Below are 20,381 nucleotides of genomic sequence, written 5' to 3'. Positions count from 1 at the left end.
AGTGAACACTGGCGCAATGGGGAGAGTAGAGGAGGTCCGTACCGACCGGTAGGGGGTGGGGCGAGGAAAGTTACCGCCGGTACGATTTAAGGTGCCGGGGTGACCGAGAAGCGTGAATACCGCATGGAGGAGCTCGCCCGGCTGGCCGGCATAACGGTGCGCACCCTGCGCTTCTACCGAGAACGCAAGCTGATCCCGCCACCGCGCCGCGAGGGCCGCATCGCCTGGTACGACGAACACCACCTGGCCCGGCTGCGCACCATCGCGGCCCTGCTGGAGCGGGGCCACACCCTCACCGGCATCGCGGAACTGGCAGAGGCCCTCGACAACGGCCGCGACGTCGCCGACGTCCTCGGCGTCACGCCGACCGAGGAGGAGCCGGTCCGCCTCACCCCCGAGGAACTCGCCGCCCGCTTCGAGGGCCAGGTCACCCCGGAGAACCTGGCCGCCGCCCTGGACCTCGGCTACCTGGGCACCGACGGCGACGAGATCGTCCACATCAGCCGCCGCCTGCTCGACGTCTCCTCGGCCCTGGTCCGCGAGGGCATCCCCCTCGCCGAGGTCCTGTCCGCCGGCAAACGAGTCCGCGAACACGTGGACGCCCTGGCAGAAATGTTCGCCGAACTGGTCCTCCGCCACGCCCACGAGGACGACCTCCACCGCCTGCGCCCCCTGGCCCGAAGCGTGGTGGAGGCAGAACTGTCGTTGGCACTGGACCGCCGACTGCGCAAGCAGTAGCGCCCCCAAGGGGCGCGGGGAACGGCGCGACCAGCCCCCACGGCGCCGCACCCGAACGACGACACATCACGGCCGTCGCGGAGCACTCAGCGGTCGTAGACCACCGTCACCGGCGCATGGTCCGACCACCGCTCCGCATGCGTCGCCGCGCGCTCGACATGGCCCTTGAGCGCCCGCGCGGCGAGACCCGGCGTCGCCACGTGGTAGTCGATGCGCCATCCGGTGTCGTTGTCGAAGGCCCGCCCCCGGTACGACCACCAGGAGTACGGCCCCTCCACATCCGGATGCAGCGACCGCACGACGTCGACATAGCCGCCCGCCGAAGGGTCGAAGACCTCGGTCAGCCAGTCGCGTTCCTCCGGCAGGAAACCGGAGTTCTTGGTGTTGCCGCGCCAGTTCTTCAGGTCGGCCCGCTGGTGGGCGATGTTCCAGTCGCCGCAGACGAGGACCTCGCGGCCGTCGGCGGCGGCGCGCTCGCGCAGGTCCTTCAGGTGGGCCAGGAACTCGCCCATGAAGCGGACCTTCTCGTCCTGGCGCTCGGTGCCGACCTCGCCGGAGGGCAGGTAGAGCGAGGCGATCGTCACACCCGGCAGGTCGGCCTCGACGTAGCGCCCGCTGCCGTCGAACTCGCTCGAACCGAATCCGACCTGGATCCGGTCCGGCTCACGGCGGGTGTAGAGGGAGACGCCGGCGCGCCCCTTGGCGGCGGCGGGCGCGTGCACGACGTGCCAGCCGTCGGGCGTACGGACATGCTCGGGCAGCTGCTCCGGCTCCGCGCGCACCTCCTGAAGGCACAGCACATCGGCGTCGGTACCGGCGAGCCACTCCACGAAGCCCTTCTTCGTGGCGGCCCGCAGCCCGTTCACATTCACAGAGGTCACAGTGAGCACCACGGCACCCTACCGGCACACTGGACGGTGTCCGATATTGGAACCTCTTGATCTTGAATTGATATACGGTAGCCAGCATGCATATACAGCACGTCCCCTTCGACCACCCGGACGCCGTCAAGCTCAGCGACCAGGTCCAGGCCGAGTACGCGGTCCGCTACGGCGACGACGGCGACGCCACGCCCCTCGCCACGACCGACTTCGACCCGCCGAACGGCCTGTACCTGATCGCGTACGACGAGGCGGGCACCCCGGTCGCGTCCGGCGGCTGGCGGGCCCAGGACGACAACGGCGAGGGCAACCAGAACGGGGACGCCGAGCTCAAGCGCATGTACGTCGTCGAGGCGATGCGCGGCCGGGGCCTGGCGAGACGCATCCTGGCGGCGCTGGAGGACGACGCCCGGACGGCGGGCCGTATCCGCATGGTGCTGGAGACCGGCGCCAAGCAGCCGGAGGCGGTGGCCCTGTACAGGTCGAGCGGCTACGAGCCGTGCGGGAAGTTCGGCTACTACCGCTTCCACGACCTGAGCCTGTGCTTCGCCAAGGCGCTGTGAGCGGTCACTTCCCGGTCGCGTTGATGCGGTACACGTCCCGCACGCACAGGTTGAGGACGACCGCGGCCACGACGAGCCCGGCGCACGCCACCAGCACGGTCCGGTTGTCCCACAGTCCGGCCGCGAGCGCGGTCAGCAGGTAGCCGAGCGGAATCGCCAGCCGCTCGCCGACGCTGTTGAACGCGCCGAGCCGCCCCAACTCACCCTGCGGCACATGCTGCTGAAACGCCGTCGCCCAGGCGACGATGGCCACGTCGAGCCCGATCCCGGCGAGCAGCGTGGCCAACAGGACCCAGGGCAGCGGCAGTCCCCACCCCATCGCGAGCAGCGGCGCGGCCAGGGGCGCGCCGCCCGCGACGGCCACGGCCAGCAGCCGGTACGGCCGCCAGCGCAGGCACACCAGCGTCCCGGCCAGCAGCCCGGCCGCGAACGCCCCCTGCACCAGCCCCCAGTCACGCGCTCCCGCGTACCGCTGCGCCGCGACGACGGGGCCCAGCAGCTGGAACCCCGCGAGCCACGCGGCGACGAGGACGCTCCCTGCGGCCGTATAGGTCCACAGCCAGGTCCGCGACCAGAAGCCCGTCCATCCCTCGCGCAGATCGGTCAGCGCGCCGGTGACGGTGACGGGCGCGTCCAGGCGCAGCCCGAGCAGCAGGACGGCGGCGACGGCGAAGGTGAGCGCGTCCCAGGCCAGCGCCCAGGCCGGGCCGCTGACCGCGACGACGATGCCGCCGACGGCCGGCCCGAGCACTTTGACGGCGTTGCCGGGCAGCCGCAGTACGGCGTTGGCCTGCTGCAAGTGCTCCGCGGGCACGATCTGCGCCACGGTCCCCTGGTTGGCGGGCACGGTGAAGGCGACGGCCGTCCCGGAGACGAAGCCGCAGACGGCGACCGAGGTCGTCGTCGCCTGCCCCAGGGCGACGATCACGGCGAGCGAGCCCTGGGCGGCGGCCGCCAGCAGATTGCCGAGGAAGAGCATGCGGCTGCGGGACATGCGGTCCGCGAGCACGCCGCCCATGACGAGGAAGACGATGGTGGGAACGGTGTTTGTGGCGAGCACCACACCGAGGTCGCCGGCTCCGCCGCCCTCGCCGATCACGGCGTAGGCGAGCGCGAGGGGTGCCATCGCGGACCCGGTGGCCGAGATCAGACTGGCGGTCACGAACCGCCGGAAGGCGGCTGTCCGCAGCAGTGTCGTGCGCCCGGTCGGTAACGGTGCGGCGGTCTTCTCCACGCTCCCCCTCAGGACTGGGCTCTCGGCCTCTTGAGCACAACAAAAATCCCGCCCGATCAACCGATCGGACGGGATCTCGCCAACTCCCGGGTTTCCCCGGGGAGTCGTTGCTGTGGACCTGAGGGGATTTGAACCCCTGGCCCCCTCGATGCGAACGAGGTGCGCTACCGGACTGCGCCACAGGCCCTTGCAACGAGTGAAACTTTAGCACCCCGATCGGCCTGCTTGGAAATCCGTTCCTGGTCGGCCGCCTGCTCGCCGCGGGGGCGGGTCACTCGTTCGCGGCGCGCGGCCGGTCGCCGTCCTCGTACTGGTCGAACAGCGGCGTACGGCCCCGTTCGCGTGCCCGGCGGGCGGAGGCGCCCGTGGGGTTCCCGCCGCGCGAGCGGGTGCGGGCGCGCGGGAGGCCGTCGCCGCGGCCGTCCTTCTCGCCCTTGTCGTCGCCGCGTGCCGACTGTGCCTCGTGCGCGGCGTCGTCAGCGCCTTCGGCGCCCGTCTCGCGGTCCCGGGCGACGGAGCTCGACCGTGCCGAGCTCCAGGCGTCCGGCGCGCCGAGGTCCACGTCGGAGGAGGCGCGGGGCGCGACCGGTGCCGTCACGTACGTCGGCAGCGGCACCGGGACCGGGTCCCAGCTGTCGCCGTGGCCGGGCCGGCGCTGCCGCTCGCGCTGCTGGTCGACCCACTCGGCGTGATCGGTCTGCTCGACGAGGGCGCGCCGGTCCGCGGCGAGGGCGGACATCCCGGTCTCGGTGCCTGGTTCGGGCCCCTCGTCGGGCTCGTCGGCGCCGACCCCGGCGTCGGCGCTCCCGCGGCGTCGGGACTGGCGTGCGTGCTCGCGCAGCCGCTGGGCGGCGGCCTCGGCCTGGCGCCGGTCCATCTGGTAGGCGAAGCGGCGGCGCTCCTGCGACCGCAGATACGCGATGTAGCCGCTGAGCAGCAGGGCGGGGATGCCGGGCGCCCACAGGAACGCGAGTCCGCCGACCGCGGCGACGATCGCGCCGAGGGTGAAGGCGAGGAAGAGCACGACGGTGGTGCGCCTGCGGCGGGCGAGGGCCTTCGTGCGCCGGGCTCGTGCCGCGGCCGCCGCCGCTTCCCCGGAGGGGGGACGCCGGGCCGCCGGCACCCGCTTGCGTGCCCCTTCAGGGGAGGCTGCCGCGGGTCCGCCGGTCCGCTCGGGCGACGGCCTGGCCGCCGCGCCGGTGCGTTCGGACGCCGGCTTGGCCGGTGCCTTGGGCGCCGGTTCGCGGGCGGGTTCTCGCGCCGGGTCCGGGCGTGTGGATGCCTGCGCCTGAGCCGTCGCCTGGGTCTGCGGACGGGTCGGAGGCATGGCGAAGGCCCGGACGTCCACCGACTCGGTGACGTCGCCCGGGTCGTCGGCGCTGGGCTCCCCCTCGGCGGTGGAGCGCGCGCGCAGGTCCTTGGCGTACCGGCGCTCCATCCCCGCCCGTCCGGACAGCAACCGGATGGCTGTGCTGAAGCGTTCCGTCGGACGGGCCTCGTTCAGCTCGTCCTGCCTACGGAGCCACATCGGCACCAAGTAGGCGGCCCAGGCCCCGACAATGACTGCGTAGATGAGGCCGCTGCTGCTCACGTCTCACACGGTAGAGGGGTTTGCGTGAGGCCATCCGCCAATTGAGCCGGTGTGTCGCACGATCTGGCTGATATTTCGAACTTTTTTTGTGACCGATGCGATCAGCAGCCCGCTCGGGGCGCGAATTTAATGCCCCGAGGCGGTCATCCGGCGATCAATTTCGAACACTTATTCAATTTCCGGAGTCACTTCCGCACTAGGCGGGATTCCCCTGCGGGTTCTGCCGGGTGTTCTGCGGGTTCGAGTGCGGCGCCTTCTGCGAGCGGGTCCGCCGCCAGCGGCCCAGCAGCCCTTCCGGGACCTCTTCCGCGGTGAGCGCGAACACGAGATGGTCGCGCCACGCTCCGTCGATGTGGAGATATCGCGGCCGCAGCCCCTCCTCGCGGAATCCGAGTTTCTCCACGACCCGGCGGCTCGGCCCGTTCTCCGGGCGAATGCAGACCTCGATGCGGTGCAGACCAACGGTCCGGAAACAGTGGTCCACGACAAGCGCCACCGCCGTGGGCATCACGCCGCGGCCCGCCACCGACTCGTCCACCCAGTAGCCGACATGCCCGGAACACATCGAGCCCCAGGTGATCCCGGCGACGGTCAACTGCCCCACCAGCCGCCCCTGGTACTCGATGACGAACGGCAGCATCCGGCCCGCGCCCGCCTCGGAGCGCAGGTGCCGGACCATCTGACGGTAGGTCGGCCGGTGCGCGATCGGCCCGCTGGGCGTGGGCGGCGGAATCGTCGCCTCCCACGGGCGCAGCCAGTCCCGGTTGCGTCGGTTGACCTCGCGCCAGGCCCGCTGGTCGCGCATCTTTATCGGCCGGAGGACGATGTCGCCGTCCCCCAGCACGACGGGCCAGGATGGGCTGTTCAGCTCGCACCCCCGCTGCTCGGTCTGGGGTGGTCGCCGCCGCGGAGCTGGTCGACGGCGTGGGTCAGGAGGGGCTCGAGGACGGCCAGTCCGTCCTTCACACCGCCGCTGGAGCCGGGCAGGTTCACGATCAAGGTGCGCCCCGCCACGCCGGCCAGGCCCCGGGACAGCGCCGCGGTCGGCACCTTCTCCCGGCCGAACGCCCGGATGGCCTCCGCGATGCCAGGCACCTCGTGGTCGATCACCTCGCGGGTCGCCTCGGGGGTGCGGTCGGTGGGCGAGATGCCGGTGCCGCCGGTGGTGACGATGACGTCGTACCCGGCATCCACACCGGCGCGCAGGGCGGCGGTGACCGGGTCGCCGTCGGGCACGACCTGCGGGCCGTCGACCGCGAAGCCGAAGCCCTTGAGGCCGTGCACGATCAGCGGGCCGCCCTTGTCCTCGTAGACCCCGGCGGCGGCCCGGTTCGAGGCGGTGACCACGAGGGCGCTGTACGGCGCGAGCAGTGCACCGCCGATCGACGCGTCCCGTGTCATGCCCGGCTCCAGTCGCCCGACTTGCCGCCCGTCTTCTCCTCCACCCGTACGTCCGTGATGACCGCTCCCTTGTCGACCGCCTTCACCATGTCGATCACGGTCAGCGCCGCGACGGAGACGGCGGTGAGGGCTTCCATCTCGACGCCCGTGCGGTCCGTGGTCTTCACGGTGGCCAGGATCTCCACGGCGTCGTCCGCGACCGACAGGTCCAGTTTCACACCGGAGAGCGCGAGCGGGTGGCACAGCGGGATGAGGTCCGGGGTGCGTTTGGCGCCCATGATGCCCGCGATGCGCGCGGTGGCGAGGGCGTCGCCCTTGGGGACCCCCTCGCCGCGCAGCAGCTCGATCACGCGGGGTGAGACGAGGACGCGTCCGCTGGCGCGGGCGGTCCGCGCGGTCACGTCCTTCCCGGAGACGTCGACCATGCGGGCGGCGCCCGCGTCGTCGATGTGCGTGAGGCGGTCCTGCGTGGGTCGGTCGTGCGTGCTCATGCTCGTGTGGCGCTCCCGGTCCGGGCCCGTCGCGGTGCGGCGCACGGGCCTGCTGTGCGCGACACGGTACCGCCAAGCGGGGCCGCTCAGCCGAGCAGGACCACCTCGACCTCGGTGCCGGGCTCGACGGTCTCGGTGTCCTCGGGGACCACGATCAGCGCGTCCGCGTGCGCGAGCGCCGCGATCAGATGGGAACCGGCGCCGCCGACCGGGCGCACCTCGCCGTCGGCGTAGCTTCCGCGCAGGAACTGTCTGCGCCCCTTCGGCGAGGTCAGCGCCTCGTCGGCGGTGAGCTTCGCGGTCGTGCGGGGCCGGTGGACGTCCTGAAGTCCCATCAGGGCGCGGATCGCGGGGCGCACGAAGATCTCGAAGGAGACGTACGACGACACCGGGTTGCCCGGCAGGGCGAGCAGCGGGGTGTGGTCGGGGCCGATGGAGCCGAAGCCCTGGGGCTTGCCGGGCTGCATCGCCAGCTTGCGGAACTCGATGCCGCTGCCGGCCTCGTCCTCGTCGCCGACGTGCGACAGCGCCTCCTTGACCACGTCGTACGCCCCGACACTGACGCCGCCGGTGGTGACCATGAGGTCGGCGCGCACGAGCTGGTCCTCGACGGTGGACCGGAGCGTCTCGGCGTCGTCCGCGACGGCGCCCACGCGGTAGGCGATGGCGCCGGCGTCACGGGCGGCCGCGGTCAGGGAGAAGCTGTTGGAGTCGTAGATCTGGCCCTCGGCCAGCTGCTCGTCGGGCTGGACGAGTTCGCTGCCGGTGGACATGACGACCACGCGCGGGCGCGGGCGCACCCGTACCGTGCCGCGGCCGATGGCGGCGAGCAGGGCGATCTGCGACGGTCCGAGGACGGTGCCGGCCGCGAGGGCCTTGTCACCGGCCTTGACGTCACTGCCCTTGGCGCGCACGTGCGCGCGTGCCTTCGCGGGCCGGTAGATGTGCACCTGGCCGCTCGCGCCCTCGGGGGCGGCGCTACTGGCGCGCATCCCGGTGACCGGGCCCTCGCCGAGTCCTCCGTCGGTCCACTCCACCGGAACGACGGTCTCGGCGCCGGGCGGCAGCGGGGCGCCGGTCATGATGCGGGCGGCCTGGCCGGGGCCCACCTGGGGCGCGTCGGCCTGGCCGGCCGCGACGTCGCCGACGACTTCGAGCACCGCCGGGAACTCCTCGCCGGCGCCCTCGACATCCGCGACCCGCACCGCGTACCCGTCCATGGAGCTGTTGTCGAACGGCGGCAGGGAGACCTGCACCGTGACGTCGTCGACCAGGACGCAGCCCTGGGCGTCGAGCAGTTGCAGCTCGATGGGTTCGAGGGGGCGGACGGTCGTGAGGATGTCCTCCAGGTGCTCGTCCACCGACCAGAGGTGGTCCTGACCGGTGGGGCGGGGCTCGGCGGCGGTGCTCAACTCGCTACATCTCCTCGGCTACGTAACTGCGAAGCCAGGTCCGGAAGTCCGGGCCCAGGTCTTCACGTTCGCATGCGAGTCTGACAATGGCACGCAGGTAGTCGCCTCGGTCGCCGGTGTCATAGCGGCGGCCCTTGAAGACGACGCCGTGCACGGGGCCGCCGACCTTCTCGTCCTGGGACAGCTGCTGGAGCGCGTCGGTGAGCTGGATCTCGCCGCCGCGGCCCGGCTCGGTCTTGCGCAGTATGTCGAAGATGTGCGGGTCGAGGACGTAGCGGCCGATGATGGCGTAGTTGGACGGGGCGTCCGCGGCGGCCGGCTTCTCGACGAGGTCGTGCACCTTGACCACGTCGCCGTCCTCGGTGGGGTCCACGGCCGCACAGCCGTAGAGGTGGATCTGCTCGGGCGCGACCTCCATGAGCGCGATGACGCTGCCGCCGCGCTGCTCCTGCACCTCGACCATCCGCTTGAGCAGCGGGTCGCGCGGGTCGATGAGGTCGTCGCCGAGGAGGACGGCGAAGGGCTCGTGGCCGACGTGCGGGGCGGCGCACAGGACGGCGTGGCCGAGGCCCCTGGGGTCGCCCTGGCGGACGTAGTGCATGGTGGCCAGGTCGCTGGACTCCTGCACCTTCGCGAGCCGGTCGGCGTCGCCCTTCTTCTGAAGGGCGGACTCCAGCTCGTAGTTGCGGTCGAAGTGGTCCTCCAGGGGGCGCTTGTTGCGGCCCGTGATCATGAGGACGTCGTCGAGGCCGGCGGAGACGGCCTCTTCGACCACGTACTGGATCGCCGGCTTGTCGACGACCGGCAGCATCTCCTTGGGAGTGGCTTTGGTGGCCGGCAGGAAGCGGGTGCCCAGACCCGCTGCGGGGATGACAGCCTTGCTGATCCGAGGGTGAGACTGAGTCATGCCCGCAACCTTATCCGGTGCCTTTGTAGGGAATCTGAGGCTCCGGTTATTTGGCTCTCATATGAGCACATTGGGAAGGGTACGGGAGAACCATTGAGTCACACCGGACGTCCGGCCGAGCCTGACAAGCGAACGTTGCGGCGGGAGTTCCTCACGGTGAGAAACAGGTTGACGGCGGATGACGTGCAGTCATCGGCGACCGCGTTGGCCGGCCGCGCGCTGGAGCTGCCCGAACTGGCGCACGCGGGCACGGTGGCGGCGTACGTCTCGGTCGGGAGTGAACCGGGCACCCTCGCGCTGCTGGACGCGCTGCGCGCGCGGGGCGTGCGGGTGCTGCTCCCGGCGCTCCTGCCCGACAACGACCTGGACTGGGGCGCGTACGCCGGGCAGGACTCACTGGAGCGCGTCCAACACGGCGGAAAGATGGCCCTCTTCGAGCCCGGCGGCGAGCGCCTCGGCCCGGACGCCGTGACCGGTGCGGACGTCGTGCTGCTGCCCGGCCTCGCGGTCGACGCGCGCGGGATGCGCCTGGGCCGCGGCGGAGGCTCCTACGACCGCGTCCTCGCCCGGCTGGAACGCGCGGGCGCCCGGCCCCCGCTCGTGGTGCTGCTGTACGACACGGAGGTCGTCGAGCGCGTCCCCGAGGAGCCGCACGACCGGCCGGTGCACGCGGTGGTGACGCCCTCGGGGGTACGGCGGTTCGGCTGACGCGCCCGGCCCGAAGGACGCGGGAGGCCGCCACGCGTGCGTGGCGGCCTCCCGAATCAGCTGACCGGGGTCAGGGCTTGAGCACGAGCGTGTCGCTCGTACCGTCGTCGACCGCCTTGTCGGAGAAGGACCAGTCGAGCAGTTCGCCGTCGGCCCACTTGTCCGTCTGGTCGGTGTAGTGCGCGTTGTAGGCGTGCCCCGAGGCGCCGGTGAGGTTGATCCACTTCGACTTGTCGAGGTCGCCGAGGTTGACCACCATCCGCATCGACGGCACCCAGACGACGCCGTAGCCGCCGGCCGCGTTCCAGCCGCTGGCGTTGACCGTGGCCTCGCCGCCGCTGAGCTTCCAGGGGCCGCGGTTGAGTGCGTACTGGAGGAACCCGGGGCCCTCGGTGCCGAGGGTCTGGTTCTTCAGGAACAGGCGGTGCAGCCGGCCCCAGTTCCAGGTGTCGATGTCCTTGCCGAGCTTGGCGGTCAGCTCCCAGCGGGCGTCGATCATGGCGCGCCGGAACAGCTCGTCGCGGTTGTCGGCCGACGGGCGGGTGCCCGAGGAGGGCGTCTTCCACCAGTCGCTGTCCTCGTCGCTCATCAGGCTGCGCACGACCTCGAACCAGCGGTCGCCGCCGTCCGGCTGCGCCTGGTCGGGCTCGCGCTCACCGCACTCGCGCACCTTGTCGGTCTCGTCGGCGGGGCCGGTGGTGTTGACGGGGTCGACCCACAGGCACTGGCCCTCGACCCGCAGCTCCTTGGGCAGCTTGTTGCCGAAGGCGAGCTTGAGGATGTTGCGCCAGACCGAGTTGAAGTAGGCGGCCGCCGCCGAGTCGGCGTCCTGGGTGTAGTCCCAGCCCTCCAGGAGCTCCTGCGCCTCGCGGATGGCCGCGGCGTCCCGGACGTCCTTGTCGGAGATGTCGATCTTCAGCAGCTTGGGCACGAGCAGCTTGGCGATCTCGCTGCTGTTGTCGAGCTGCATCTGACGCATGTCGTCGGTGGAGATCTTGCCGCCGTCGTCGATCTTCGACTGGATCAGGTCGTTGATGCGCTGGCTGCGGGCGCCGTAGCCCCAGTCCGTGGTGAGCGTGTACGGGTACTTGGCCTTGTCGATCACGGCCTGGTTGGCGGTGACGATGTAGCCGCGGGCCGGGTCGTACTCGTAGGGCAGCTCGTCGTCGTCGATGTAGCCGGTCCAGCGCGACTTCGCGTCCCAGCCCGGTGCCGGGACCGAGCCGTCGTAGCCCTGCGGCCGGGTGGGGATCTTTCCGGGCAGCGTGTAGCCGATGTGGTTCTCGGTGTCGGCGTAGATCAGGTTCTGCGAGGGCACGTCGAACAGGGCCGCCGCGGCGCGGAAGTCGGTCCAGTCCTTCGCCCTGTCCATGGCGAAGACGGCGTCCATGGTGGTGCCCGGGTCCAGCGCGGTCCAGCGCAGCGCGATGCCGTAGCCGTCGCCGCGGTCGGGGGCGGCGGTGTCGACGGTGGCCTTGCGGCCGACCTTCACCAGCTCGTCGCTGCGGTCGGACAGCAGGGGTCCGTTGTTGGTCTCCCGGACGACGATCTTCTTCGGTGAGCCGCCGGCGACCTTGATGGTCTCCTGGCGGGTGGTGAAGGGCACCGTCTTGCCGTCGTAGAGGTAGCCGTCGCCGGAGAGCTTCTCCAGGTAGAGGTCGGTGACGTCGACGCCGGAGTTGGTCATGCCCCAGGAGATGTTCTGGTTGTGGCCGATGACCACGCCGGGCATGCCCGCGAAGGTGTAGCCGCTGACGTCGTACTGGCACTTGCTGGAGACCGCGCGGCAGTGCAGGCCCATCTGGTACCAGACGGACGGCAGCGAGGCCGACAGGTGCGGGTCGTTGGCCAGCAGGGGCTTGCCGGTGATCGTGTACTTCCCGCCGACCACCCAGGAGTTGGAGCCGATGCCGTTGCCGTTCACGCCGACGGCCGTGGGGAGGTCGTCCAGGACCTCCTGGAGACCCGCCAGCTGGCCCTGGAGGCCCGCGGTGCCGGAGGAGGTGCCGGTGCCCGAGGTGCCGCCCGCGGACGAGCCCGTGCCCGCCGCGGAGCCCGTCGAACCGTACGTCTTGGTGACCTCGTCGTACTGGCCCGCCTGGACGATCGTCTTGTTGCGGCTGTACGGGTACTGCGGGTACAGGTCCGCGATCTCCTTGGGACCGAGGCGGCTGGTCATCAGCGCGCGGTCGATCTCGTCCTGCATGTTGCCGCGCAGGTCCCAGGCCATCGCCTTCAGCCAGGCGACCGAGTCGACCGGCGTCCACTTACCCGGCTTGTAGTCGTTGGTGAAGCCGAGCGCCGCGTACTCCAGCGAGATGTCCTTGTTGTCCTTGCCGTCCAGATAGGCGTTGACGCCCGCCGCGTAGGCCTGGAGGTACTTCTTGGTGGACGCCGACAGCGTCTTGTCGTACTCCTGCTTCGCGATCCGGTCCCAGCCCAGGGTGCGCAGGAACTCGTCGTTGTCGACCTGGCTCTTGCCGAACATCTCCGACAGCCGCCCGGACGTCATGTGCCGGCGGACGTCCATCTCCCAGAACCGGTCCTGGGCCTGGACGAAGCCCTGCGCCATGAACAGGTCCTCGTCGGAGGACGCGTATATCTGCGGGATGCCGTAGTCGTCGCGCTTCACGTCGACGGGCCCGGACAGGCCCTTGAGCGTGATCGACCCCTTGGTCTGCGGGAACGACGCGCGGACGGTGCTGATGGACCAGTACGCCCCGCCGGCCACGCCCGCTACGACGGCCAGCACCAGCACGAGGACGAGCAGGCGGGCTCTGCGCCCCTTCTTCCTGCCGGACTTGCCGGGCTGTCGACCCGTGGAGGCGGTGGTGTTGGGGGGCATCGCTGTCCTTGCTGTCCTAACGCGAGCGGCAGGCGGTCCTGGAGTGCTGGAGCAACCATAGGCGCAGGGTCCGGTCGAACTTGACGCGGAGTAGGGAACCAGCACGGACGGACGTTCGATCATGGCCCCAAGAGCGTCAAGAAATCGTCAAGAGTTAGGTAAGGTAACGAAGTAGTTGGGTGCGGAGAACCGCCACTTCGTGTCCTATGTACGTGAGCCCCCGCGCGCGTGTGCGTGGGCCAGGGAAAGGGAACGGCCGCTGACTGTCCACGACCTCAACCAGCTCCTGCTCGTCTGCTCGCTCGTCCTGCTCGTCGCCGTCGCAGCGGTTCGGATCTCCTCGCGCAGCGGGCTCCCCAGCCTGCTCGTGTACCTGGGCATCGGCGTGCTCATGGGCCAGGACGGCATCGGCGGCATCCGCTTCGACGACGCCGAGCTCACCCAGGTCATCGGGTACGCGGCGCTGGTCGTGATCCTGGCCGAGGGCGGCCTGGGCACGAAGTGGAAGGAGATCAAGCCGGCCCTGCCGGCCGCCTCCGCGCTGGCGCTGGTCGGAGTCACGGTGAGCGTCGGGGTCACGGCGACGGCCGCGCACTACCTGGTCGGGCTGGAGTGGCGGCAGGCGCTCATCATCGGGGCCGTCGTCTCCTCCACGGACGCCGCCGCGGTGTTCTCCGTACTGCGCAAGATCCCGCTGCCCGCGCGCGTGACGGGCACATTGGAGGCGGAGTCCGGCTTCAACGACGCCCCCGTGGTCATCCTGGTGGTCGCCTTCTCCCAGGCCGGCCCGATCGAGCACTGGTACGTGCTGGCCGGTGAGATAGCCCAGGAACTGTCCATCGGCGCCGCCATCGGCCTCGCCGTGGGCTGGCTGGGCGCCTGGGGCCTCAGACATGTGGCGCTGCCCGCCTCCGGCCTCTACCCGATCGCCGTCATGGCCATCGCCGTCACCGCCTACGCGGCCGGCGCGATGGCGCACGGCAGCGGCTTCCTGGCCGTCTACCTCGCCGCGATGGTGCTGGGCAACGCGAAGCTGCCGCACTGGCCGGCCACGCGCGGCTTCGCCGACGGGGTCGGCTGGATCGCCCAGATCGGCATGTTCGTGCTGCTCGGCCTGCTGGTCACCCCGCACGAGCTGGGCGACGACATCGTGCCCGCGCTCGTCATCGGCCTGGTGCTGACCATGGTGGCGCGCCCGCTCAGCGTCGTCGCCTGCCTGGTGCCGTTCCGCGTGCCCTGGCGGGAGCAGGCCCTGATGTCCTGGGCGGGGCTGCGCGGCGCCGTGCCCATCATCCTGGCGACGATCCCGATGGTGAGCGGCGTCGAGAGCAGCCAGGCCATCTTCAACATCGTCTTCGTCCTGGTCGTCGTCTACACCCTGATCCAGGGTCCGACGCTGCCCTGGCTCGCCCGCAAGCTGGATCTCGGCCAGGGCCCCACGCCCGCCGACCTGGGCATCGAGTCGGCGCCGCTGGAGCGGCTGCGCGGGCATCTGTTGTCCTTCGCGATCCCCGAGGGCTCCAAGATGCACGGCGTCGAGATCAACGAGCTGCGGCTGCCTCCGGGAGCCGCCGTCACCCTGATCGTCCGCGATGGAAAATCGTTCGTTCCGATGCCCGCGACGGTGCTGCGGCGCGGGGACGAGCTGCTCGTCGTCGCCACGGACCCGGTGCGCGACGCCGCCGAGCGCCGGCTGCGCGCGGTGGGCGCCGGGGGCAAGCTGGCCGGCTGGCTGGGGACGAACGGGACGGACTGATCGCAGGCGGCTCGGGGTGCGGGGCGGCTCGTTCACAGGTGAGACGCTGTGCAGTGCTCATTTTCACAAGGTCAATGGCGCCCGCTCCCTGTACTATGCAGGCGTAACCCCAGATCGAACCAACTCTGCCTGACGCAGAGCTGGCGCGACCGTATGGCGGCCGGGACGTCCTTCCTCGAAGTGGGCTCCGGTATCTACCGCAGTTCCGCGCAAGAGGACAGCTCTCGGCGCCGCCCCCCACCCGCAGGGGCCGCGCTACCAGGTGGCAGAAAGGCACGGGCCGTGGCGTCCACGGTCACCCACGAGCCGTCGAAGGACTCGTCCGCCGCCTCCCGCCCCGGATACGGACAGCTGCTGCGCACCCGCGGCGCCTGGACGTTCCTGGTCCCCGGCTTCGCGGCACGCCAGCCGTTCGCGATGCTGACCATCTCCATCGTGCTGCTGGTCCAGCACACCACCGGTTCCTACGGTGCGGCGGGCGCCGCCGCGGCCGTCACCGGCGTCTCCATGGCACTGTTCGCGCCCTACAGCGGCCGCCTCGCCGACCGCTACGGACAGCGTGCCGTCCTGATCCCCGGCGTCCTCGTGCACACCGTGTCCGGTCTGACCCTGACCGGGCTGGCGCTGGCCCACGCACCCCTGTGGGCGCTGTTCGTGGCCGCCGTGCCGACCGGCGCCTCCGTGCCGCAGGTCGGCCCCATGGTGCGGGCCCGCTGGGGCGTGAAGCTCCAGGGCTCGCCCCTGATGACGACGGCCGCCGCCTTCGAGTCGGTCACCGACGAGCTCACCTTCGTCGTCGGCCCGCTGCTGGCCACCGCTCTGTGCACCGCCGTCGACCCGGCCGCGGGCCTGGTCACGGAGGCCGCGCTGACGCTGTTCGGCGGTCTGCTGTTCGCCGCGCAGAAGAGCACCCAGCCCTCGGTCACGGCCGCCGGGCACGCACGCGTGGAGCACACTTCGGCGCTGCGCGTCCCCGGGGTGCGCGTGCTGATCGTGACCTTCCTCGGCATCGGTTCCGTCTTCGGCGGTATGCAGGTCTCGCTGGCCGCCTTCACCGAGTCGATCGGCGAACCCGGACTCAACGGCGTCCTCTACGGCACCTTCGCCGCGGGCAACATGATCTCCGGCATCGCGTGCGGCGCGATCGCCTGGAAGGTGGCCCCGCAGCGCCGCCTCGTCGTCGGCTACGCCGCCCTCGCGCTGGCCGCGTCCGGCCTGTGGGCCGCGCACTCGGTGCTCGCCCTGGCGGGCCTCGGTCTGCTCGTCGGCATGTGCATCGCGCCCGCGCTGATCACCGGCTACACCCTGGTCGAGAGCCTGGTCCCGGCCGGTGCCCGCACCGAGGCCTTCACCTGGCTCACCGGCGCGGTCGCGCTCGGCCAGGCCGCCGCCGTGACGGTCGCCGGGCAGCTGGAGGACCGCCTGTGGGGCGGCGCCGGTTTCCTGGTGCCGACGGGCGGCACACTGCTGGCCCTCGTGACCCTGCTGGCACTGCGGTCACGGCTCGCGACGCGGTCCGCCGGCCGTACGGTGGCACGTGGCGTGGGTCACCGAGTGCCGGTGGCAGTGGACTGAGCGGCTGGAATACGTCACTATGGACCGTCGTTAGCACTCATCGAGTGAGAGTGCCAGGAGGAAGACAGTGCCGACCTACCAGTACCAGTGCACCGCGTGCGGCGAGGGCCTCGAGGCGGTGCAGAAGTTCACCGACGACGCCCTGACCGAGTGCCCCAACTGCCAGGGACGCCTCAAGAAGGTCTTCTCCGCGGTCGGCATCGTCTTCAAGGGCTCGGGCTTCTACCGCAACGACAGCCGCGGTTCCTCGTCGAGCAGCTCGCCGGCTTCCTCGAAGTCGTCGTCCTCCTCGTCCGACTCCTCCTCGTCGTCCTCCACCTCGTCGACCTCGTCCTCCTCGGACTCGAAGTCGTCGAGCACGGGCAGCTCCTCCAGCAGCTCCGCCGCGTAGGGCGCACCACTTCTTACGGGACCCTGTCGTCGTACGGCGACGGGGTCCTCGGCATATCCGGGTCCGGTTAGGGTGCGGACATGGCGAACAAGGCGAACGTCGAACTCGGCGTGATCGGCGGCTCCGGTTTCTACTCGTTCCTCGACGACGTGACCGAGATACAGGTGGAGACCCCCTACGGGCCGCCCAGCGACTCCCTCTTCCTCGGCGAGATCGCCGGCCGGCGGGTCGCCTTCCTGCCCCGGCACGGGCGCGGCCACCATCTGCCGCCGCACCGGATCAACTACCGGGCCAACCTCTGGGCACTGCGCTCGCTCGGCGTGCGCCAGGTCCTCGGACCGTGCGCGGTGGGCGGTCTGCGGCCCGAGTACGGACCGGGCACGCTGCTGGTGCCGGACCAGCTGGTCGACCGTACGAAGTCCCGGGTGGGGACGTACTTCGACGGGCTGCCGCTGCCCGACGGCACCGTGCCGAACGTGGTGCACGTGTCGCTGGCCGACCCCTACTGCCCCACCGGGCGTGCGGCCGCGCTGAAGGCGGCGCACGGGCGGGACTGGGAGCCGGTGGACGGCGGCACGCTGGTCGTGGTGGAGGGGCCGCGCTTCTCGACCCGTGCCGAATCGTTGTGGCACCAGGCGCAGGGCTGGTCCGTGGTGGGCATGACGGGCCATCCCGAGGCGGCGCTCGCCCGGGAACTGGAGCTCTGCTACACGTCGTTGACGCTGGTCACCGACCTGGACGCGGGCGCCGAGACGGGCGAGGGCGTCTCCCACGACGAGGTACTGCGGGTGTTCGCGGCGAACGTGGACCGGATGCGGGGGGTTCTCTTCGACGCGGTGGCGGGGCTGCCGGCGAACGAGGACCGGGACTGCCTGTGCACGAAGGCGCTGGGCGGGATGGATCCGGGGTTCGTGTTGCCGTAGCGGGCGCGGGGTGCCTCGGAGCGGGGCGCGGCTGGAGCCGGGGCCTCGCCTTCTGGGACCGGGGCCTCGCCTTCTGGGGCCTCTGAACGCGGGCCCGGCCGGGTCTCGGTCCGGTGGAACGTCTCGTTCGGGTGGGGGAGTTTTCCACAGCCGGCCGGTCGTCCACAGGGCCCGGCGGGCGGCGGCGCGATGGCTCATCGTGAGCGGGCAAGCCGTTCCGTCGTCGCAGGTGGTGGTCCCCGTGTCCGTTGCTCCGCCGTTCCCTTCCCACTCTTCCCCGCGCGCGCCCCTGCCGCCGGGCACCGACGCCCCGGCCACCTGCGAGGTGCCGCACTTCGCTCCGGTACGGGTGCGGGGCGGGCGGCATCGGCTGCGCCGGCTCGTGCGGCACCGCAGGCGGGCCCTCGCGGCCGGGCTCGCCGTGACCGCGGCGGCGCTCGTCGCGGCGGGGCCGCGGGAGGCCGACGGGGCGCGGGGGCATCCGGCGGCGGAACCGGTACGCCAGCACCGGGCCGTCGAGCGGGTGTCCGCGCCGGTGCGGATCGCCGACGGGGCCACCGTGCGGCTGCTGCGGCCCGGCGACCGTGTCGATGTGATCGCCGCGCAGGAGACCGCGACGGGCGGTGACGCGCGGGTGGTCGCGCGCGGGGCGCGGGTGACGAAGGTGCCGGAGCCGCTGGACGCGGCTGTGGAGAGCGGGGCGCTGGTCGTGCTGTCGGTGCCGCGTGCCACGGCGGCCCGCCTCGCCGGAGCGAGCGCGACGGCCCGGCTGGCGGTGACAGTGTGCTGAGCCCGATCAAGCGCGACCCGCTGTCAAGTCGCTCGATGGAGGGGACCGATTGGACAGGACGGCCGAGCGCTGACGTAGGTTGCGGAGCGGTCTGTTCCACAAGCTGTGTGTGCGAGGGGTGGCTCGGAAGTGAGCGAGAACAAGGGACCGAGCGTCTGGGAGGGCTTCAAGGCTTTCCTGATGCGCGGAAACGTCGTCGACCTGGCGGTCGCGGTGGTGATCGGTGCCGCCTTCACCAACATCGTGACCGCGGTGGTGAAGGGCGTGATCAATCCGCTGGTCGGAGCGATCGGCACCAAGAACCTCGATCACTACAGTTCGTGCCTGAGCTCGTCCTGCAAGGGCGAGGAGGGCATCCAGATCCTGTGGGGATCGGTGCTCGGCGCGACCCTCAGCTTCGTGATCACCGCGGCCGTCGTCTACTTCCTGATGGTCCTGCCCATGGCGAAGTACCTGGCCCGCGTGGAGGCCCGCCGCAAGGCGAAGGAGAGCACGCACGAGGTCATCGAGGTGACCGAGCTGGAGGTGCTGAAGGAGATCCGCGACGCGCTGGTCGCCCAGCGCGGCTCGGGGCACGACGAGCGGTAACGGCTCAGATGTGGTGGGGCGGCTTCTCGTCGAGGAACCGCTTCAGGTCGGCCGCGCTGTCGCCGCCGCCCTGCCGGTCGCCCCACCCACGGTCCGTGTCGTCCGAGGACTGCTGGTCCAGCGGGTCGTCGAAGACCAGCGCGGCCTTCGGCTCGGGCTGCTCGGGGACGGCGTCGGGGGCGGTGCTCATGCGACCAGGGTACGGCCCCGACGGGGACGGCCCTCGCGCCGACGGCGCCCCCGGCGGCGGGCGCCTGGCGGACGGCTCCCCTCCCCCGCACGCGGGTGATCCCCTACGGGAGAAATTCCCCGCTCCATCTGCTCTGCTTGTCCCCATGACGTCCAGTTCCACTCCCGCGCCGGACTCGCCCCGCCCCCAGGGACGCCGACGCCCGTTGCGCAGGCTCAGTGCCCGTGGCCGTGGTGAGACCCACAGGGTCGCCACTCCGCTGGAGCTCTTCTTCGACCTGTGTTTCGTCGTGGCCATCGCCCAGGCCGGCATCGAGCTGGTGCACTCGGTCGCCGAGAGCCACGCGGGCGAGGGGATCCTCAACTACGCGATGGTCTTCTTCGCCATCTGGTGGGCCTGGATGAACTTCACCTGGTTCGCCTCGGCCTACGACAACGACGACGTGCTGTACCGCGTCGTCACCCTGCTCCAGATCGCCGGTGTGCTCGTCCTGGCGGCCGGGATCTCCCGGGCGTTCGAGGACCACGAGTACCTGGCGGTGCTGATCGGCTATGTGATCATGCGGCTCGCCCTGGTGGGGCAGTGGCTGCGGGTGGCCCGGTCGAGTTCGGGGCCGGAGCGGAGAATGGCCCTGCGGTACGCCGGCGGCGTGCTGCTGTGTCAGATCGGCTGGGTGGGCCTGGTGGTCCTGCCCGAGGACGTCCGGCCCTGGTGGTTCCTGGCGATGGCGATCCTGGAGATGTGCGTGCCGCCGTTCGCGGAGCGGGAGCACCCCACCTCCTGGCACCCGCACCACATCGCCGAGCGGTACGGCCTGTTCACGATCATCGTGCTCGGCGAGACCATCGCGGCGGCCACGGTCGCGGTGAAGACCGGCATCGACGAGAACGACGCCCTGGGCGATCTGCTGCCGATCGCCGCCGGTGGGCTGCTGATCATCTTCGCCGCGTGGTGGATCTACTTCGTGGTGCCGATCCACGGTCATCTGAGATCCAACAGGCAGGCGTTCCTGTGGGGTTACGGCCACTACGTGGTCTTCGCCTCGGCGGCCGCGATCGGCGCGGGGCTGGAGGTGGCGGTCGAGCAGACCGTGGGCAAGGCGCACATCTCGACGCTGGCCGCGTCGGCCGCGGTGACCCTGCCGACGGCCCTGTATCTGCTCACGGTCTGGCTGCTGCACTCGCGCTACTTCAAGGTGGGCATCGCCCAGCAGCTGGTGCTGCCGACCGCGGCCCTGCTGGTGATCTGCTGCACGTTCCTGGGCGACTGGGGGGTGCTGGCAGCCGGCATCGTCTCGGCGCTCACGGTGGTGACCGGGGAGACCCTGTCGGCACGCATGACGCCCAAGGACCGCGGGACGGCGACGAGAACACCGGTGGCCTGACCGCCGGTACGAC

Annotated in this window: 20 protein-coding genes and 1 tRNA gene; 10 read left to right on the top strand and 11 right to left on the bottom strand. The window is 71.2% G+C overall.

Features of this window, described 5'->3' with window-relative positions; translation table 11 throughout:
• Window positions 1-99 precede the first annotated feature (99 nt).
• Window positions 100-738 (top strand): MerR family transcriptional regulator, encoded by a 639-nt coding sequence (locus CP983_RS25255; protein WP_107905869.1) that lies wholly within the window; start codon window positions 100-102, stop codon window positions 736-738.
• Window positions 739-824: 86 nt separating this feature from the next.
• Here the strand turns inward: CP983_RS25255 and CP983_RS25250 are convergent, their stop codons facing one another.
• Window positions 825-1,628, bottom strand: coding sequence for an exodeoxyribonuclease III (locus CP983_RS25250; protein WP_107906257.1), 804 nt, complete (start codon window positions 1,626-1,628; stop codon window positions 825-827).
• Between the two features lie 77 nt (window positions 1,629-1,705).
• Here CP983_RS25250 and CP983_RS25245 point away from each other — a divergent pair, with 77 nt between their 5' ends.
• Window positions 1,706-2,182 carry a GNAT family N-acetyltransferase gene (locus CP983_RS25245; RefSeq protein WP_150501983.1) on the top strand — a complete coding sequence of 159 codons (477 nt, stop codon included), beginning with the start codon at window positions 1,706-1,708 and terminating at the stop codon, window positions 2,180-2,182.
• A 4-nt stretch (window positions 2,183-2,186) separates the two neighbouring features.
• On the opposite strand, the gene CP983_RS25240 is transcribed toward CP983_RS25245, so the two are convergent.
• From CP983_RS25240 to galU, 8 genes are all read right to left on the bottom strand, one after another.
• On the bottom strand, window positions 2,187-3,416 hold the full coding sequence (locus CP983_RS25240; protein WP_229914771.1) for an MFS transporter: 1,230 nt from the start codon (window positions 3,414-3,416) through the stop codon (window positions 2,187-2,189).
• A gap of 113 nt (window positions 3,417-3,529) precedes the next feature.
• Window positions 3,530-3,603: transfer RNA gene (locus CP983_RS25235), tRNA-Ala, on the bottom strand.
• 84 nt (window positions 3,604-3,687) lie between these two features.
• Window positions 3,688-5,007 carry a divisome protein SepX/GlpR gene (sepX, locus tag CP983_RS25230; protein WP_150501981.1) on the bottom strand — a complete coding sequence of 440 codons (1,320 nt, stop codon included), beginning with the start codon at window positions 5,005-5,007 and terminating at the stop codon, window positions 3,688-3,690.
• Between the two features lie 196 nt (window positions 5,008-5,203).
• On the bottom strand, window positions 5,204-5,851 hold the full coding sequence (locus CP983_RS25225; RefSeq protein WP_125524511.1) for a GNAT family N-acetyltransferase: 648 nt from the start codon (window positions 5,849-5,851) through the stop codon (window positions 5,204-5,206).
• A 20-nt stretch (window positions 5,852-5,871) separates the two neighbouring features.
• Window positions 5,872-6,408 carry a MogA/MoaB family molybdenum cofactor biosynthesis protein gene (locus CP983_RS25220; protein WP_150501979.1) on the bottom strand — a complete coding sequence of 179 codons (537 nt, stop codon included), beginning with the start codon at window positions 6,406-6,408 and terminating at the stop codon, window positions 5,872-5,874.
• Window positions 6,405-6,899 carry a cyclic pyranopterin monophosphate synthase MoaC gene (moaC, locus tag CP983_RS25215; RefSeq protein ID WP_107905874.1) on the bottom strand — a complete coding sequence of 165 codons (495 nt, stop codon included), beginning with the start codon at window positions 6,897-6,899 and terminating at the stop codon, window positions 6,405-6,407. Before moaC ends, CP983_RS25220 begins: the two co-directional genes overlap by 4 nt.
• 86 nt (window positions 6,900-6,985) lie before the next feature.
• Window positions 6,986-8,311: a molybdotransferase-like divisome protein Glp gene (gene glp / locus CP983_RS25210; RefSeq protein WP_150501977.1), complete on the bottom strand. Its 1,326-nt coding sequence runs from the start codon at window positions 8,309-8,311 to the stop codon at window positions 6,986-6,988.
• A 4-nt stretch (window positions 8,312-8,315) separates the two neighbouring features.
• Window positions 8,316-9,218, bottom strand: coding sequence for a UTP--glucose-1-phosphate uridylyltransferase GalU (gene galU, locus CP983_RS25205; RefSeq protein ID WP_030950698.1), 903 nt, complete (start codon window positions 9,216-9,218; stop codon window positions 8,316-8,318).
• 93 nt (window positions 9,219-9,311) lie between these two features.
• On the opposite strand from galU, the gene CP983_RS25200 reads away from it, so the two are divergent.
• Window positions 9,312-9,926: a 5-formyltetrahydrofolate cyclo-ligase gene (locus tag CP983_RS25200; protein ID WP_093746354.1), complete on the top strand. Its 615-nt coding sequence runs from the start codon at window positions 9,312-9,314 to the stop codon at window positions 9,924-9,926.
• Window positions 9,927-9,996: 70 nt separating this feature from the next.
• On the opposite strand, the gene CP983_RS25195 is transcribed toward CP983_RS25200, so the two are convergent.
• The gene (locus CP983_RS25195) at window positions 9,997-12,771 is read right to left on the bottom strand and encodes a penicillin acylase family protein (protein ID WP_150501975.1); all 2,775 of its coding nucleotides are present in this window, start codon (window positions 12,769-12,771) and stop codon (window positions 9,997-9,999) included.
• A gap of 199 nt (window positions 12,772-12,970) precedes the next feature.
• Here CP983_RS25195 and CP983_RS25190 point away from each other — a divergent pair, with 199 nt between their 5' ends.
• The 6 genes from CP983_RS25190 (at window position 12,971) to mscL (ending at window position 18,794) form a co-directional block, all read left to right on the top strand.
• Window positions 12,971-14,527: a potassium/proton antiporter gene (locus tag CP983_RS25190; RefSeq protein WP_150501973.1), complete on the top strand. Its 1,557-nt coding sequence runs from the start codon at window positions 12,971-12,973 to the stop codon at window positions 14,525-14,527.
• A 282-nt stretch (window positions 14,528-14,809) separates the two neighbouring features.
• Window positions 14,810-16,102: an MFS transporter gene (locus CP983_RS25180; protein WP_150501971.1), complete on the top strand. Its 1,293-nt coding sequence runs from the start codon at window positions 14,810-14,812 to the stop codon at window positions 16,100-16,102.
• A gap of 67 nt (window positions 16,103-16,169) precedes the next feature.
• Window positions 16,170-16,493, top strand: a complete 324-nt coding sequence (locus tag CP983_RS25175; RefSeq protein ID WP_150501969.1) for an FmdB family zinc ribbon protein — start codon at window positions 16,170-16,172, stop codon at window positions 16,491-16,493.
• An 80-nt stretch (window positions 16,494-16,573) separates the two neighbouring features.
• Window positions 16,574-17,416 (top strand): S-methyl-5'-thioadenosine phosphorylase, encoded by an 843-nt coding sequence (locus tag CP983_RS25170; protein ID WP_107905880.1) that lies wholly within the window; start codon window positions 16,574-16,576, stop codon window positions 17,414-17,416.
• A gap of 241 nt (window positions 17,417-17,657) precedes the next feature.
• Entirely contained in the window at window positions 17,658-18,206 is a 549-nt protein-coding gene (locus tag CP983_RS25165) for a hypothetical protein (protein ID WP_150501968.1), read from the top strand.
• A gap of 129 nt (window positions 18,207-18,335) precedes the next feature.
• Window positions 18,336-18,794 (top strand): large conductance mechanosensitive channel protein MscL, encoded by a 459-nt coding sequence (gene mscL / locus CP983_RS25160; RefSeq protein ID WP_107905881.1) that lies wholly within the window; start codon window positions 18,336-18,338, stop codon window positions 18,792-18,794.
• Window positions 18,795-18,798: 4 nt separating this feature from the next.
• Here the strand turns inward: mscL and CP983_RS25155 are convergent, their stop codons facing one another.
• Entirely contained in the window at window positions 18,799-18,984 is a 186-nt protein-coding gene (locus CP983_RS25155) for a hypothetical protein (RefSeq protein WP_107905882.1), read from the bottom strand.
• Window positions 18,985-19,129: 145 nt separating this feature from the next.
• On the opposite strand from CP983_RS25155, the gene CP983_RS25150 reads away from it, so the two are divergent.
• Complete coding sequence (locus tag CP983_RS25150; protein WP_150501966.1) at window positions 19,130-20,368, top strand: low temperature requirement protein A; 1,239 nt, start codon at window positions 19,130-19,132, stop codon at window positions 20,366-20,368.
• The last annotated feature ends 13 nt before the right edge of the window (window positions 20,369-20,381 follow it).

Origin of the sequence: Streptomyces chartreusis (genome assembly GCF_008704715.1) — a bacterium.
Taxonomy (GTDB): domain Bacteria; phylum Actinomycetota; class Actinomycetes; order Streptomycetales; family Streptomycetaceae; genus Streptomyces; species Streptomyces chartreusis.
The sequence above is the reverse complement of the archived record's forward strand: the minus strand, read 5'-3'. Positions and strand labels throughout refer to the sequence as shown.